Source organism: Pectobacterium versatile (assembly GCF_003932035.1).
Classification (GTDB): Bacteria; Pseudomonadota; Gammaproteobacteria; order Enterobacterales; family Enterobacteriaceae; genus Pectobacterium; species Pectobacterium versatile.
This window is the reverse complement of record NZ_CP034276.1, coordinates 1,831,170-1,846,548: the sequence shown is the minus strand read 5'-3', so window position 1 is coordinate 1,846,548 and position 15,379 is coordinate 1,831,170. Positions and strand designations below refer to the sequence as shown.

12 protein-coding genes are annotated in these 15,379 nt (G+C 53.6%); 8 read left to right on the top strand and 4 right to left on the bottom strand.

What is annotated here, in order from left to right; all coding sequences use genetic code 11:
* Positions 1–85: 85 nt before the first annotated feature.
* The gene (locus EIP93_RS08235) at positions 86–1,339 is read left to right on the top strand and encodes a TetR/AcrR family transcriptional regulator (protein ID WP_109226034.1); all 1,254 of its coding nucleotides are present in this window, start codon (positions 86–88) and stop codon (positions 1,337–1,339) included.
* A 179-nt stretch (positions 1,340–1,518) separates the two neighbouring features.
* Positions 1,519–3,705: a TonB-dependent siderophore receptor gene (locus EIP93_RS08230; protein ID WP_103971205.1), complete on the top strand. Its 2,187-nt coding sequence runs from the start codon at positions 1,519–1,521 to the stop codon at positions 3,703–3,705.
* A gap of 164 nt (positions 3,706–3,869) precedes the next feature.
* Here EIP93_RS08230 and EIP93_RS08225 read toward each other — a convergent pair whose 3' ends face one another.
* Positions 3,870–4,841 (bottom strand): chemotaxis protein, encoded by a 972-nt coding sequence (locus tag EIP93_RS08225; RefSeq protein WP_103862019.1) that lies wholly within the window; start codon positions 4,839–4,841, stop codon positions 3,870–3,872.
* Between the two features lie 539 nt (positions 4,842–5,380).
* Between EIP93_RS08225 and EIP93_RS08220 the strand changes: the two genes are divergently transcribed.
* Genes EIP93_RS08220 through EIP93_RS08200 form a run of 5 tightly spaced genes read left to right on the top strand, consistent with a single transcriptional unit; the run spans position 5,381 to position 9,603 of the window.
* On the top strand, positions 5,381–6,043 hold the full coding sequence (locus tag EIP93_RS08220; protein WP_107333077.1) for a DUF3313 domain-containing protein: 663 nt from the start codon (positions 5,381–5,383) through the stop codon (positions 6,041–6,043).
* Between the two features lie 36 nt (positions 6,044–6,079).
* Positions 6,080–6,715, top strand: a complete 636-nt coding sequence (locus EIP93_RS08215; protein WP_185894033.1) for a paraquat-inducible protein A — start codon at positions 6,080–6,082, stop codon at positions 6,713–6,715.
* Positions 6,705–7,322: a paraquat-inducible protein A gene (locus EIP93_RS08210; protein ID WP_125232548.1), complete on the top strand. Its 618-nt coding sequence runs from the start codon at positions 6,705–6,707 to the stop codon at positions 7,320–7,322. The genes EIP93_RS08215 and EIP93_RS08210 overlap by 11 nt, the downstream gene beginning before the upstream one ends.
* Positions 7,319–8,962 (top strand): PqiB family protein, encoded by a 1,644-nt coding sequence (locus EIP93_RS08205; RefSeq protein WP_125232547.1) that lies wholly within the window; start codon positions 7,319–7,321, stop codon positions 8,960–8,962. Before EIP93_RS08210 ends, EIP93_RS08205 begins: the two co-directional genes overlap by 4 nt.
* Positions 8,959–9,603, top strand: coding sequence for a PqiC family protein (locus EIP93_RS08200; protein ID WP_103941170.1), 645 nt, complete (start codon positions 8,959–8,961; stop codon positions 9,601–9,603). Before EIP93_RS08205 ends, EIP93_RS08200 begins: the two co-directional genes overlap by 4 nt.
* On the opposite strand, the gene EIP93_RS08195 is transcribed toward EIP93_RS08200, so the two are convergent.
* A complete protein-coding gene (locus EIP93_RS08195) occupies positions 9,581–10,195 on the bottom strand; it encodes a TetR/AcrR family transcriptional regulator (protein ID WP_103941168.1) in 615 nt (204 codons plus the stop codon). The two genes, EIP93_RS08200 and EIP93_RS08195, sit on opposite strands and share 23 nt — an antisense overlap.
* Before the next feature lie 618 nt (positions 10,196–10,813).
* Between EIP93_RS08195 and EIP93_RS08190 the strand changes: the two genes are divergently transcribed.
* Entirely contained in the window at positions 10,814–11,551 is a 738-nt protein-coding gene (locus EIP93_RS08190; protein WP_039473530.1) for a helix-turn-helix transcriptional regulator, read from the top strand.
* A 17-nt stretch (positions 11,552–11,568) separates the two neighbouring features.
* On the opposite strand, the gene EIP93_RS08185 is transcribed toward EIP93_RS08190, so the two are convergent.
* A complete protein-coding gene (locus EIP93_RS08185) occupies positions 11,569–13,341 on the bottom strand; it encodes an ABC transporter ATP-binding protein (protein ID WP_103941433.1) in 1,773 nt (590 codons plus the stop codon).
* A complete protein-coding gene (locus EIP93_RS08180) occupies positions 13,341–15,179 on the bottom strand; it encodes an ABC transporter ATP-binding protein (RefSeq protein ID WP_125232546.1) in 1,839 nt (612 codons plus the stop codon). Before EIP93_RS08180 ends, EIP93_RS08185 begins: the two co-directional genes overlap by 1 nt.
* Positions 15,180–15,379 lie beyond the last annotated feature (200 nt).

Sequence of the window (15,379 nt, the reverse complement as noted above, 5' to 3'; positions counted from 1 at the left end):
GACAGCAAAGGGACTGCGAATCGGATAAGATGCGTGTTGCTGAGCGCAATATATGACTGACTAGTCGAAAATACAAGGCAATGTGATGGCGCGCAAAAAAACCATTGAAAACGATCTGATTCTGGATGCCGCAGAAAAGGTGCTGCTACGCGATGGCGTGCATCGCTTCACGCTAGATGCCGTTGCTGCAGAAGCAGGTATTAGCAAAGGCGGGTTGGTTTACAGTTTTCCCAGCAAAGACTTGTTGATCATGACTATGCTGTCGCGCGAACTCAGCCGTTTTGAGCAGGAAGCACTGCTGCAAACCTCACGCTATAACGCTCAGCCTCACGCCGATGTGCTAGGCCACATTACGGCCATTGCTCAGGAAGAAGACGAAACCACATCCCGTGCCGTTGGCCTGCTTACCGCGCTGGTTCACTCCCCTGCCATGCTGGAACCTGTGCGGGAATTCTATCGCACCAGACTGGACCAGCTACGCGATGCCACGCCGACAATGCGCCGTATCCGCCTGGCGTTCCTCGCCACAGAAGGCGTTTTTTTGCTACAAGGGTTAGGCTTCGTGACGCTAGATCGCGAGGAACGGCAGTCGATGCTTAATGATGCCAAATCCTTATTCTCGCCAGACGATACCGCGCACACGATCACAGCACACACCGGTGGAACAACTCACGCCGCGCCGCTAGCGTCTACCACCGTTTTACAGCAAGACACGTCTATTATTTCCTCTGGCGAAACGACGTCTGAACGGGCGATTGCCTGGCTGGCGGAAAAAGGCGTCACGCCAAGCGGTACGGGGTTGGAAAGCACGCATTCACGTGCGGCTCATATCGTTGAAACCGCGACGAACATCATCAAACGTGACGGCATTGGTGCCCTGACACACCGCGCTGTGGCGAATGAGGCTCACGTGCCGCTGGGGTCCACCACCTACCATTTTAAGAGTCTGGACGACATGTTGAATGCCGTCATGAGTAGCGCGATTGCGCTGTTTCGCGATGACATGTTTAGCTGGTTTCTTGAACGTCGCCACGACGACCCGCGTGATGTCCTGACCGATTTTGTCATGCGTGGAATCGAAGATATTGACGATCTGGCACGTGAGTACGAATTATTTACCGCCGCGATTTCACGCCCTTCCCTGCGCCCTATCGCACTTGAATGGTCTAACACCGTGGTCGCCATCATTAAAGTGGTCACGCCCGATAGCGCCGCGCTCCCGCTAGGTACGCTGTTGAACGGCTTTTTCATCCGTGCACTGCTGGAAAAACATGAACGCACGCTGCCACGTGAACTGGTCCATCAGGCGGTTTCAGCCTTGTATAACGCCTTCCGCTAAGTAATACGATTTTCTGGTGGGAAAGCTATTTCCCACCTGCTGTTGCTCGTTTTTTCTCTCTCCCGCATATCGCCACAATAAAAACTGTACATGTGTACTATTTTTTGCCAAATTACCAAACGCAAATAACTCTCGTTTGCATTCGTACATATGCGCGTCGTTAGGGATGAAAATAAAAAATGCACAAACAGCAGTTCCATACCATAAAACCATTAGCGTTGATCGTTGCCGGATTACTCGGCGCCCATCTGGGTACGGCACAGGCAGCCGATGACGATGTGATGACGGTAAAAGCCACCGCTGAGCAGGAATTAAAACAGCAGCCCGGCGTTTCCATCATCACAGCGGAAGATATTAAAAAAGCGCCGCCCGTTAACGATCTGTCAGACATTATCCGCAAAATGCCGGGGGTGAACCTCACGGGCAACAGCGCCACCGGGGCAAGAGGCAACAACCGCCAGATCGATCTGCGCGGAATGGGGCCGGAAAATACGCTGATTCTGATTGATGGTCGTCCGGTTACCTCGCGTAACGCGGTTCGCTACGCCTGGGACGGAGAACGCGATACCCGAGGCGACACCAACTGGGTGCCAGTTGAAGAGGTAGAACGTATCGAGGTAATCCGTGGTCCTGCTGCGGCCCGCTACGGTTCCGGCGCGGCTGGCGGCGTGGTGAATATCATCACCAAACGTCCGTCCAACATCTGGACTGGCTCACTCTCGCTGTACGGCAATCAGCCGGAAAACAGCAAAGAAGGTGCCACGCGCCGTGCCAATATCAACCTGAGCGGCCCGCTGGCCGGTGATGCGTTGACCATGCGCCTGTACGGTAATATCAATAAAACCGACTCCGACAGTTGGGATATCAACCGGAACCAAAACGGTTCTTCTGCTGCCGGACGTGAAGGCGTGCGCAATAAGGATCTCAATACGCTGCTGTCCTGGAAACTTTCCCCACAGCAGATTGTTGATATTGAAGCGGGCTATAGCCGTCAGGGTAATATCTACACTGGCGATACACAGTTCAGCGGCGGAGGGGTAATCCCCGAAAGTCTGGCAAAGAGCGGTGCAGAAACCAACAGACTGTACCGCCAGAATTATGCCATTACGCATAACGGCATCTGGGATTGGGGACAATCCAAGCTAGGCATCGCTTATGACCAAACGAATAACACCCGGCTTGATGAAGGATTGTATGGCCGCTTTGAAGGATCAATCAACAGCGATCGCTACAGTACCAGTCGTTTAAAAAATTTACGCATTAACAGCGAGTTAAATATCCCGCTTGAGCTTTGGGCGGAACAAACGCTCACGCTGGGCGCGGAGTGGAATCGAGAGCAGTTAAACGATCCCTCCGCAAGCAGTTATACAGGAAACAGCGGCGATACTCTCCCCGGTACGTCTGTCAATCCTTCCCAGCGCAGCAGCAAAAACAGCGCCGAACTCAGTGCACTCTATTTTGAAGACAATATCGAAGTGGTACCCGGAACCAAAGTGATTCCCGGCCTGCGCTTCGATTATCACGACAAATTTGGCGGCAACTACAGCCCCAGCTTGAACATCCAGCAGGAGCTGGGCGAAATGTTTAGCGTAAAAGCCGGCATTGCGCGCGCCTTTAAAGCACCCAATCTTTATCAATCCTCTACCGGCTATTTGCTCTATTCGCGCGGTAACGGCTGCCCGTTCGGCGTTGATTATAATAACGGCGGTGGCTGCTATCTGGCGGGAAATGACAATCTGGATCCCGAAATCAGCGTCAACAAAGAAATCGGTCTGGAGTTCAAACATGCCGGCTGGCAGGCGGGTGTGACCTATTTCCGTAATGACTATAAAAACAAGATTGTTTCCGGTACCGATATTCTCGGGCTGACGCAGTCAAATGCGGCGATTTTACGTTGGGAAAATGGCGGCAAAGCGCTGGTGGAAGGGCTGGAAGCCAACCTGCTGGTGCCAGTGATTGAAGACACGCTGGATTGGAGCACCAACGCCACCTATATGATTGAATCGAAAAACAAAGACACCGGTAACCCGCTGTCGATTATCCCGAAATACACCGTCAATACCCTACTGGACTGGCAGGCGACGGATAAGCTTTCCGCCAACGTTAGCTGGACAATGTACGGCAAGCAAAAGCCCCGTCAGTATGCGACAAACTGGACAGAGAGCCGGGGTGGGCTTTCTTCGCGCGAAATCGGCAGCTACTCCGTTGCGGGCGTGGGAGTGAACTATCAGTTCAACAAGAACCTGCGCGTCAATGCCGGTATCAGTAACCTGTTTGATAAGCAGATTTATCGCGAGGCAAAAGGTGCGTCCACCTATAACGAACCGGGACGTGCCTACTATGCAGGGGTAACGACCTCATTCTGATCATTACCGCGTATCTGGCTCGGCTTGTTCAGGGGCCAGAAAGCGAATTCATCAGGATAAGCGTCGGTGGCTAGCAACGTTCAACGACTAAAAAAATCGGCCTCCGCCCTCTCCCGTCAAGGAGGAAGCAAAGGCCGAATATGGTAATACGCGCGCTTGATTAATTAGCGGCGTACTTTCACTTTATTCAGCACGGTCTGAATCGCCGTCGACAGCTCATTGATCTCGAATTTCGCAACGTAAGCATCTGCGCCAACATTGCGTACGTGATCTTCGTTCGCGCTGCCAGACAGTGAAGAGTGGATCACCACCGGGATATTCTTCAGGAACTCTTCACGCTTGATGTTTCTTGTCAGCGTAAAGCCGTCCATTTCCGGCATTTCCAAATCGGTCAGAACAAGCGAGATCTTATCCGAGATAGGTCGGCCTTCTGACTGTGCTTCTTGCGCAATTTGTCGAATCTTGTTCCAGGCATCCTGTCCGGTGATGTGCATACTAAACGGAATGCCCATCTGGGTTAGCCCCTGCTCAAGTAGCGAACGAGCGACTTTGGAATCTTCCGCCACAATCGCAATCGCGCCTGGCGTATAGGGGTAGATTTTCTCTTCTGCGTTCTTGAGTTTGGTTTCACGTTCGCCGGGAATGATATCAAACAGAATTTGCTCAACATCCAGCACCAGCGCCAGACGGTTGCTGTCTTTGTCGTTATCAAGACGCGCAATACTTGTGATATAGGAGCTGCTCACACCCGCTTCAGCGGCCAGAACCTGACTCCATTCCAGACGAACGATATCGTCTACTGATTCCACGGCGAACGCCTGCGTACTACGTGCATATTCCGTGATAAGGAGAATGTTCAAGCCAGTTTCCGATGAACTGCCGACCACGGCAGGAAGATCGATAACGGGAATGATTTGTCCACGAATATTGACCATACCCAGCATCGGCGATTTCATGCCAGCTGCTTTGGTCAGCGTAGGCATCGGCACAATTTCACGCAGTTTAAACACGTTGATGCCAAACAGCTCCGATTTGCCACCTTCAGGTGATTTGCCCAGCTGGAATAATAAGAGTTCAAATTTATTAGCAGAGGTGAGGTTTGTTCTCTCATCGATTTCTTTTTGAAAATTATCCATGCTTTCCTCAGTGCGAGTCATTGTCATTATAGGTGTACCGTAACAAGGCAACATTCGAGATGTGAGCAAACAGGAACCAACATCCGACCGCTCCACTGTACGTGATAGTCGTGTTCTTCAATCTTATCCAGCGTCAAACGTAAAATATTTTTAAGTGTGTCAACCTCATCATCCAACGATGGCAATCATCGGACCAGTAGACGGATATCAGCCCTCTTCAGTATAACAGTCGGCTAGCATCCTTAAGGTGCAGATAACATTCCCTGAACCATTAATATCGGCAGAATTTGCCAACACCTTATCCCAAATCGTGACAGAAATGTTGCCTGAGAAGAAAACCTCACACCTCTCTTGACACAGCAATCAGAAAAAACTAAAAACATACCGTACAGTTTAGTTTTAAAAGTACACATGCCGAAATTAACGTATAGCGACAGTGAAGGTGTTCTGGCACCTAAACGGCTGGCGTGACTGGACGTCGTGTGGCTAAGGCTGCGTGTTATCACGCTATTTCGCGGTTCTCTTTACAGGATTCTTATATGTTCACATTATCCCGGGTTGCACGTCCTACCGTATTGGCTCTGGCTGTCGTACTCGCAGGTTGCGCCAGCAATCCTCCCGTGCGCTACAGCGGCATCGCTTCGTCTTCGCAATTGGCGCAAAACTCAGGCGAACACGCGGATCGCATTCCTTACCGCTACAGCACGCCCGTCGACTGGAAGCAGTACACCCACATCATCATCGATCCGGTCAGTATTTATCAGGGAAGTGACAACCAATTTAACGACATGTCACAGCAGGACAGGCAATCGTTGGCCGCCTATATGCAGGATACGTTCAGTAAAACCCTGCGTTCCCGTTTCAACGACGTGACCTCGCCTGCGCCCGGCACATTGCGGCTGAAACTGACGCTGACGGGTGCCGATACCACGACGCCGGTTGCCGGTACGTTTACCAAATTTGACCTAGCTGGCGGGCCATACAACATCGTGCAATCCATTCGCGGCAAAGAAGGTCTGCTCAACGGTTCCGTGAACTATGCCGTTGAAATTTATGATGCGACAACCAACAAGCTGCTCAATGCCTATGTCGCGAAGCAGTACCCGAACGCCATGAACGTCAGCGCCAGCGTGGGTGCACTGAGCGCTGCGGAGGTCGGTATCGATAAAGCGGCTGAAGAACTGGCTGACATGCTGAAGTAAGCAAAAAACGAATATACAACGGTGCGGAACGGCATGATGACAATCTATCCCCACTTAATTATCTGTCCGCACTGCGACAGCGTGCATCATTACCGGGCGTTAAACCCCGGTGAGGCGGCACGCTGCACACGCTGTCAGGCCACACTTTATCGTTCAGGCTGGATGAATACTGGGCATCGGCTGGCGCTGATACAAACGGCAGCCATCCTGTTTTTTATTGCGAATATCTATCCGGTACTGAGCGTCAGTTTCCATGCGTTACAGAATACGGCCACGCTGTGGCAAACGGCGCTCGCGCTGGCTAACGGTGCGACTTTGCCGCTGGCGATAGGCTGTTTTTTTCTCCTGATTATTGCCCCTTTTCTGCAAATCATGCTGACTGGCTGGGTACTGATGTTCGCCAACCAACACCGCTGTGCCCCCGGTTTTATTCCCGTGATGAAGATACTGCTGTGGCTTCGTCCCTGGAGCATGCTGGAGATTGCGGCGCTGGGCTTTCTGATCGCTGCCATCAAGCTCTCCGGCTTTATGCAGGTTATTCCGGGAGCGGGCTGCTGGGCGCTAGCAGCGCTGATGTTGCTGCTCGTCGTCGTCAACAGTCTGGATCTTCGCCCGCTATGGTCGCTGGTGCCCACGGACAGTCACCGCAGCGTGGTCAGTCATGAAAAGTAATCCGTCGGCCCAGCCGTTGGTTGCCTGTCCGGTATGCGGCCTCGTCTGCCAGCATGAAGCCGACACGCACGACGCGGTGCGTTGCCCACGTTGCCAGTCACGGCTGACGTCTTCCCACAAGGACAGCACAGCGTGCTCTTCTGCGTTATTGGTCGCCGCCCTGATTCTCTATATTCCCGCCAACGTGTTACCCGTGATGTACACCCGTCTGTTCGGGTTGGGAAGCGAAAGCACCATCTTAAGCGGTGTGATGGATTTCTGGCACAGCGGTGATTACGGCATCGCCCTACTGATCTTTACTGCCAGCATCGTCATCCCCTGTATGAAATTTCTAATTCTTGGCCTGCTGCTATTCATGTCACGCCAAAAAAGCCGTAAGGCAATGGCCGAGCGCGCGGCACTGTATCGGCTAACGGAATGGGTAGGTTACTGGTCCATGCTGGATGTCGTCGTCATTGCCGCCGTTTCTGCACTCGTCAGATTTCCGCCGCTGAGTGAAGCGGAACCCCGCAGCGGCATTCTTTTTTTTGGGCTGGTGGTGATACTGACCATGCTATCTGCCATGAGCTATGACCCGCGTCTTATCTGGAAAGGTGACAAAAAATGATCCACGAACAACCCGGCGATCCGGTGATTATCCGCCAACGCTGGCGAATCTCATTAATCTGGCTGGTCCCGGCGCTCGCCATGCTAACGGGGCTCGCCATGCTGATTCAAACCTGGTCGGATACCGGGCCGGAAATCGTGATTTCCTTTCAGAGCGCAAGCGGTCTTGAAGCGGGCCGCACCGTCGTCAAATATAAAGACGTAGCGGTAGGCAGCGTAAAAGACATCTCGCTGAGTCAGGACAGTCAGCAGGTTCTTGCCACCGTACAGCTCAATAAAAATGCGGAAAATCTGGCGCATGCCGATAGCCGTTTTTGGGTCGTTCGCCCACGCGTCGCCATCAACGGCGTGACGGGCATCGATACCCTGCTTTCCGGCGCTTACATCGGGGCCGATAAAGGCGAATCGACTCAGGAAGAAACTCGCTTTATCGGTTTAGAGTCACCGCCCGCAGTGATTAACGGTATGCCGGGCAGCCGTTTTGTCATTCAGGCAGACGATCTCGGGTCGCTGGATAGCGGTTCGCCGGTTTACTACCGTCGCATCCCCGTCGGTCGCGTCGCGTCTTACCAGTTGAATCGCGATGGTCGCAGCGTCCAGCTTCAGGTTTTTATCGATGCGCCCTATGACCGCTTTGTGACGCCGGATACCCGCTTCTGGAATGCCAGCGGGGTGGACCTCTCGGTGGACGCCAACGGTTTTCGCCTCAGAACACAAACCCTCGCTGCCGTCATGGCCGGTGGTATCGCGTTTTCCACGCCCGATCTGGACGACACGATTGCCCGACCAGAACCGCTGACCACCTACAAACTGGCGAACGATCGGGAATCGGCCCTATCGCCACCGGATGGCCCGCCCATCCTCTTCAAACTCCGTTTCGATCGTTCATTGCACGGTCTGGAGATCGGTGCGCCAGTGGAATTCTCCAGCGTCAAAATCGGCCACGTGACCGCCATTGCGCTGGATTACAGCAAAACAGGCTATCGCTTTCCTACCGTCGTCAGCATTGAAGTTTTTCCTAACCGGCTTGGCGACGTGCTGGATAGGCTGCCTAAGCAAGCGATGTCGCTCGAACAGCAAACGGCTGAGTTTACGCGCGATCTGGTTGAACACGGCCTGCGAGCACAGGTAGCACCGAGCAATTTGCTGACCGGACAGCTCTATATCTCACTCGATTTTGTGCCCGAGGCGGCGAAGACACCGTTTGATCTCAACGCCCGCCCGTTAGTGCTGCCGACCGTCGATGGGGGATTTGACCGGTTACAAACGCAGATGGCGAGCATCATTGGCAAGATCGATAACCTGCCGCTGGATGCTATCGGTCACAACATGAACACCACGCTGGTAGAAGCCAATAAAGCGCTGCGGCAGGTTAACGGACAGACATTGCCAGAGGCCAATCGATTGATGAAACAAATGCAGCAGGCCACACGCCGCGCACAGGATGTTCTGGAAGAGGATTCGCCGCTGCAACTGGGCATCACGCAGTCACTACAGGAAATTCAGCGTACCTTACGCGCCCTGCGCAGTCTGGCCGAGCAGATTGACCGTCACCCAGAATCGCTGCTGCAAGGACGACCAAATGATTCATCGTCGGCCGTTAACCGCGCTCCCCTTTCCCGAGAAGGATCTTCAAGATGAAACGAGTGACACTATTTTGTCAGCTTGTTGTTATTACGCTGCTGAGCGCCTGCTCGTCGCCTCAGGTGCGTTACCACACGCTGCTGGCACCCGCCTCGCCAGTGGCAACCCTATCCCCTATGGCAAACACAACGCACGCCGCCCCCTTTTTCATTGATGTGCTGCCTGTTGGTGTACCAGCGCAAATCGACACGTCGCAGCTTGTTATTCGACAGGGTGATAGCGGTGCCGTCGTGCTAGATAACGACCGTTGGCTCAGCCCGCTGAGCGAGGAAATCCGTACCGCGCTTTCCGCCGATCTGACGCAGCGTCTCAACACGCAGGATGTTTCAGGCTTGGTGCGTTCGGCAGACACGCCAGTGGTCAGAATTCACCTTCAGGTTCGGCGATTTGATAGCTGGCCCGGTCAATCGGTGACGTTTGACGCCGACTGGAGCCTAAGCGCCGTTGGAAAAGAAGATGAGCGCGCACGGTTGATCTGTCGCAGCCAGTTTACCGAGCAGGCGGCGGGCGGTGATACCGCGATGCTGCACGCTCAGCAGCAGGTCATCACACGGCTGGCAGAACAGATCGCCGCAACGGCGACCCGCTGGATGCCGGATCGCCAAGGCACCTGCCTTACGCCGCCGCTCCGGCCATAAACATGCTGACCGCATCCCCGACGATTTCGCGGATGCGTTCCAGACTCATTGGCTGCAAATGACGGTGGAATATGCGGTCATCAATTTCTGCCGTCAGCAGCGCCAAAAACTGTAGCGCCCGCAAACGTGGGTTTCCCGGCTTCAGTTCCTGCCGCGCTATCGCCGCAGCCATCAGTTCAGAAAGCTTATCGACGTTCTCTTTCGGGCCTGATTCATAAAACAGCGAACCAATATCGGAATGCCCGGCCTCGGCCACCACCATCCGGTAAATCGCCATCGCGCTGCTATCGTTGGTCAACACGTACAGAATGCGTTCGCCAAAGCGCGTCAGCTGCACGTCCAGCATTTCGGATGCCAGCGTGTCCGTCATCAACCCCGCCGTTGCCTCGGACAAATGCATGGTCGCATGTTCACGAACGACAGCCGTAAACAGCTCGTCTTTGGTTGAAAAATAGCCATACAGCGTTGCCTTGGAACCGCCGACCCGCTTCGCCAGCTCATTCATGGTGGCGCGTTCATAGCCCATTTCCTGAAAAAGCTGCGCCGCCGTTTTAACGATGGCCTCACGACGAGCCTTAGTTCGGACTTTCATCACCACTCCTGCCAGCCGATGCTGACGAGCAAAATAGGATTCGATATAGCAATATTATCAAAACATTAGCCTCACCGCCGCCTCTTTACACAAAGCAGCATTGCAGCCTGTAACAACGGGAGAAGGACGGGAAAGGTATGACGATGAACAACAAAGGACGACGGGGTTGATAAGCGAAAACGGATTATTTACTATCCAGCTCCGAATGACGGGATATCCCTAAATAATTCGAATTGCAGAAAGGCGGCGACGCAGTGAATCCTCAGGAGCTTACACTAGTAAGTGACTGGGGTGAGCGAGTATTGCCAACGCATATGCAATTTGAAGTATGACGGGAGAACTGCTTTTAGGGCGCGTGGTTTGGTACCACACACCCTAAATTCAGTAGGCAGAACAGGAACAAAATTATGGGTAGTTCCCTGGGTTGGCAAATCAATTTGTAACAATTTTTTTTAAAATTTACTTTCTTAAATTTTTTTATAAATTGTCCTGTTCATGAAAAAATTATAAGTGATATCATGGGGTAACAGTAGTTAGACTTAGGTATAGGTCAGCACTATACTTTTATGACGTCATCTATATTATGGGTACTTTCTCGCTTTTTATTGAGGCCGTTACATGTCTGTATTTTGCTCTGACAATGAAATTATCAATAACACGATAAAAAGCTATCTCGGCCGAAAATTAAAGCAGTATGGCGACCTGAAATACGCCTACATGATCATGAACAAGAAGAACCCGTCTCAGGTTGTGATCATCTCAAATTACCCGCAGGAATGGGTTAATACCTATAAAGAAAATAACTATCAGCATATCGATCCGGTTATTTTGACGGCAATAAATAAAGTCTCGCCGTTCTCCTGGGAAGACAACATCGTTATTAACTCTAAGCTGAAGTTCTCCAAGATTTTTAACCTGTCAAAAGAGTACGATATTGTTAATGGCTACACCTTTGTCTTGCATGACAACAATAATAATCTTGCGGCGTTATCGATTATGTTTGAAGAACACGCGCCAACGGATATGGAAAATATTGTTGAGGAAAATAAAGACAAACTGCAAATGCTGCTCATTGCCGTTCATGAGAAAATCACCACGCTTTACAAAGAGATGACGCAAAGCCCGCAGAGCAGAAAACAAGGTGACAAAGAGATTTTCTCCCAGCGCGAAAACGAAATTCTGTACTGGGCCAGCATGGGAAAAACCTACCCGGAAATTGCGCTGATTCTGGATATCAAAATCAGCACCGTGAAATTCCATATTGGTAATGTAGTAAAAAAACTGGGCGTGCTGAATGCCAAGCATGCCATCAGACTCGGCGTAGAATTACAGCTCATCAAGCCTGAGCCTTTATAATTGTCATCACGTCTATTTCACTTTAGTGAGATAGACTGCTGTGCTTTCCACAACGCGCAATAGCGGCCTTCAACACCCAGTAATTCATTATGTGTTCCCTGCTGGGAAATAACGCCATTCTCGACAACCAGAATTCGATGTGCCCCCACAATTGTCGATAGCCGATGCGCGATAACAATGACCGTCTTGTCCTGAACCAGCCTGTCAATCGCCCGCTGTACGGCTAGTTCACTTTCGGTATCCAATGCCGCCGTCGGTTCGTCCAGAATCACAATCGGCGCGTCCTTCAATAATGCTCGTGCAATCGAAATACGCTGCCGTTCACCGCCGGATAATCTGCCGCCAATATCACCCAGCCGTGTTTGCCATCCCTGCGGCAATCGTTGAATAAATTCCAGACACTGCGCGGCGTCCGCAGCCTGCTCAACCTCGGCATCGCTGGCATCTGGCCGCGCCATCCGAATGTTCGCCAGCACCGAATCATCAAACAGATAGACATCCTGAAACACCACAGAAATCAGCTTATTCAATTCACGCGTTGGAATGCAGCGAATATCCACGCCGCCGATACACACGCGCCCATGTTGCGGATCCGTATGGCGCATGAGCAGCCGCGCTATCGTCGTTTTCCCCGAGCCAGACGGCCCGACCAACGCCGTCATTCCCTTCTCCGGCAGCGCGATGTCCACCCTATCAAGCACTGCTTCAGCCTCATCCGCATAGCGAAAACTCACCTGCTCGAACGTAATCGCATACGTTGTCGGCACCTCAGTAGGCTGGTGTACGGGAAGCGGTTCAATCGCCAGCAGATCATCAATGCGATGCAGCGCCGTATCAATCAGAGCCAACACGGCCGTATAGCTGACAAACGTCGCCAGCGGTTCAGAGAAGCGCACCACAATCACCATCATCGCGGCGACGATGGCTATATCCCACGCGCCTACCACAACGCCGCTGATACCAAAAATCAGCACACCCTGAAGACCCAACTCCACGACGCTGGCGACCACCGCACCGGGTTTCGCACCGCGGCGGTGAGCCGACGTTTGTATCTGCTGTAGATGCTGAAAACGCTGACGCAGTGCCGACGTGCGTTCAGCCTGCTGACAGCTGGTTCTCAGGACGGCAAGCCCCTGCACATATTCCACAATGTCGGCGCTGGTTTGCTGATTCGCCTCCGCCAGCGCCTGCATCGTGCGTGCAAATGCCGGTCGCCGCCAGCGATAAAGCAGCGCGATGGCGGGAAAGATCAGCAGCAGACTCACGCCTAATCGCCATTCCACCAGCAGCATGACGAGCGCTATCACGATAGGCGTTACGATAGCCAGCAGCAGTTGGTTGACTATCGCCAGCATATAATTCAGGTTCTCATCCACGCTGCCCAGCAACAGCGCGTTAATGTCCCCCGCCCGCGCGGATTGAAGCGTAGTCAGCGGCATGCTTCGCAGCTGTTCTCCAAGACGCATACGCAATTCATGAGTCGCCGCCGCAAGCTGCCCGCGATATTCAAATCCTTGTCCATACCAGCGCAGCACCAGCGTCAACAGGCTTAGGATCGTCATGAGTACCAGCCACATCGCTATCTCGCGGGCAGCCTCTGCGTGGATAAACGCAGACAGCAGCGGAAACAGACACGCCAGCGCCAGCCCCTGAGTGATGGCCGCCGCCAGCAGACTCAGGCAACACCGACGGAATACATGAGCTTGTGAACCCGTCACCCGCTCCAACTGACGATACGTGTGCCACCACGCAGATAGCCACGCAGTTATGGAGGAATGGTTTTCGTTTATCACGCACGATCTCCTGACGGTCCGTTGCTCGACGGTGTGCTGCATGATGCGCTGCCTAGCGCCCAGTTCTGCGCCTGCTCATAGTGTCGCCACAGTTCGCTATAGCGGCCTTGTGCCGCTAGCAGCGCGTCATGACGACCCGATTCGCTCAGCTGTCCACGATCGAAGACCACGATCTGGTCAGCATCGCGGATCGTCGACAGACGATGCGCCACCATGATGACCGTTTTACCCTGCATCAAGACGCCAAGCGCCGCCAGCAGCGCCGCCTCGTTTTCCGGGTCAGCAAAGGCCGTCGGTTCATCCAGCACCAAAATCGGTCGGTTATGCAACAGCGCTCGCGCAATGGCGATGCGCTGACGCTGTCCGCCAGAAAGGAACTGGCCGCGCTCACCGGCCAGCGTGTCGTAACCCTGCGGTAGCGCCATGATAAAATCGTGCGCCTGCGCCGCCGTCGCAGCGGCAACCACCTCTTCCATACTTTTTTCAGGCAAGCCGAGCCGGATGTTATTAGCGATGGTGTCCGCAAACAGGAATGATTCCTGAAAAACAAACGACACCTGCTGCATGAGCGTGGCGGTTTTCATCTGTCGGATGTCGACACCACCAATCAAAATGCGCCCGGCCGTTACGTCCCAAAAGCGGGGAATAAGCCGAGCCACGGTGGTTTTCCCTGCGCCAGAGGCCCCCACCAGCGCCGTGACCGAGCCTGCCGGCACCTGAAAACTGACGTCCTCCAACATCCAGTCGCTCGCGTGCCGATCGTAACGGAAACTGACCTGCTCAACGCTGACGCTAGCGTCAGCGGGCAAGACATCACTTTCCGCTTCCGGCAGCGGCGACAACGCCAGCACGTCCTGAATCCGGCTGATACTCAATCGGGTTTTCGCCACCATGTGATTCAGCGCCATCATCGGCATGACGGCCTCCGCCATGCCATTACCGAGCAGCAGCACGGCAACCCACAGGCTGAAATCAAGCTCGCCGGAGTGATAGAAACCGTATGCCACCCAGCACAGCACCAGCAGCGTAGGAAGCGGGTTAAGCACCGCGAAGGAGAAGCGCGCCGAGAACCCCGCCTGCTGATACCACCGCGTAAGCACGTCCAGATAATTTTCCAGCGCCTGCTGATAGCGCCCAAACGTTGAAGCACCCGTATCAAAGGTGCGCACCACCGGCATCGCCTGCACAAACTCGATCACGGCGGTACTGACTTCTTCCCGCGCCTGGTTGTAGCGCTGATTCATCTCGCCGGCATTGCGCATCGCCAGCATCAGCACCACGGCGCCGATGACCAGCACCAGCAAGGCCGCCAGTGCCAGACGCCAGTCCAGCCAGAACAGCAACACGCACGTACACAGCGGTGCCACAACCGCGCGGGCGTAGAGCGGTGTGCTGTCTGCCACAAACAGGTGGAGCGCTTTTACATCATCCTGCACGATCTTCGCCAGCGAGCCGGTGCCCAGACGCTGCGCCTCACCCAGCGGGATCCGCGCCAGCTGTTCCGCCAACGCGCGACGAATCTGATTTTCCAGCCGAAACGCAGCGTAGTGAGACTGATTAAAGGCCAGCAGACGCAGCAGATAGCTGGCGCACAGGCAAAGCACAGCGCCGCTCATCGCAAGTAGCGGCCATGACGCGGGTTGCACGATCAGCAGTTGGATACTCCACGCCAGAAAGAGCAGGAATGCGATGCCAGCCAGAACCGATAGCCCCGACAGACACATCGCCAGACGAATCTGCCCGCGTACGGGGTGCATAATGTGCCAGGCACGGTTCTGTGGCGTAGAAGGCGACGTGGCAGCGGATGAACCACCTTCAACAGCGGCATATGGCATAGTTTTCTCTTTTCTCCTTCCCGCACAGTCGCTTATCTGCCGCCTGTCTGTCGCTTACCCGCAAAACAAGCAAATCAACTCGACGACGGCAATAAAGTCAGGAATAATAACTATTCTCAATTGTGTATCTACCCGATTCGAGCCGATTTCTACCCGAATCGGTACGGGTTATCGTCATCAACCGCGTTGCGATGCTCGTC

Excerpts from the sequence above, each read along its gene's own strand:
- EIP93_RS08180 (WP_125232546.1), bottom strand. The coding sequence starts at position 15,179 with ATGCCATATGCCGCTGTTGAAGGTGGTTCATCCGCTGCCACGTCGCCT.
- EIP93_RS08200 (WP_103941170.1), top strand. The coding sequence starts at position 8,959 with ATGAAACGAGTGACACTATTTTGTCAGCTTGTTGTTATTACGCTGCTG.
- EIP93_RS08230 (WP_103971205.1), top strand. The coding sequence starts at position 1,519 with ATGCACAAACAGCAGTTCCATACCATAAAACCATTAGCGTTGATCGTT.
- EIP93_RS08210 (WP_125232548.1), top strand. The coding sequence starts at position 6,705 with ATGAAAAGTAATCCGTCGGCCCAGCCGTTGGTTGCCTGTCCGGTATGC.
- EIP93_RS08190 (WP_039473530.1), top strand. The coding sequence starts at position 10,814 with ATGTCTGTATTTTGCTCTGACAATGAAATTATCAATAACACGATAAAA.
- EIP93_RS08220 (WP_107333077.1), top strand. The coding sequence starts at position 5,381 with ATGTTCACATTATCCCGGGTTGCACGTCCTACCGTATTGGCTCTGGCT.
- EIP93_RS08215 (WP_185894033.1), top strand. The coding sequence starts at position 6,080 with ATGACAATCTATCCCCACTTAATTATCTGTCCGCACTGCGACAGCGTG.
- EIP93_RS08205 (WP_125232547.1), top strand. The coding sequence starts at position 7,319 with ATGATCCACGAACAACCCGGCGATCCGGTGATTATCCGCCAACGCTGG.
- EIP93_RS08195 (WP_103941168.1), bottom strand. The coding sequence starts at position 10,195 with ATGAAAGTCCGAACTAAGGCTCGTCGTGAGGCCATCGTTAAAACGGCG.
- EIP93_RS08225 (WP_103862019.1), bottom strand. The coding sequence starts at position 4,841 with ATGGATAATTTTCAAAAAGAAATCGATGAGAGAACAAACCTCACCTCT.
- EIP93_RS08235 (WP_109226034.1), top strand. The coding sequence starts at position 86 with ATGGCGCGCAAAAAAACCATTGAAAACGATCTGATTCTGGATGCCGCA.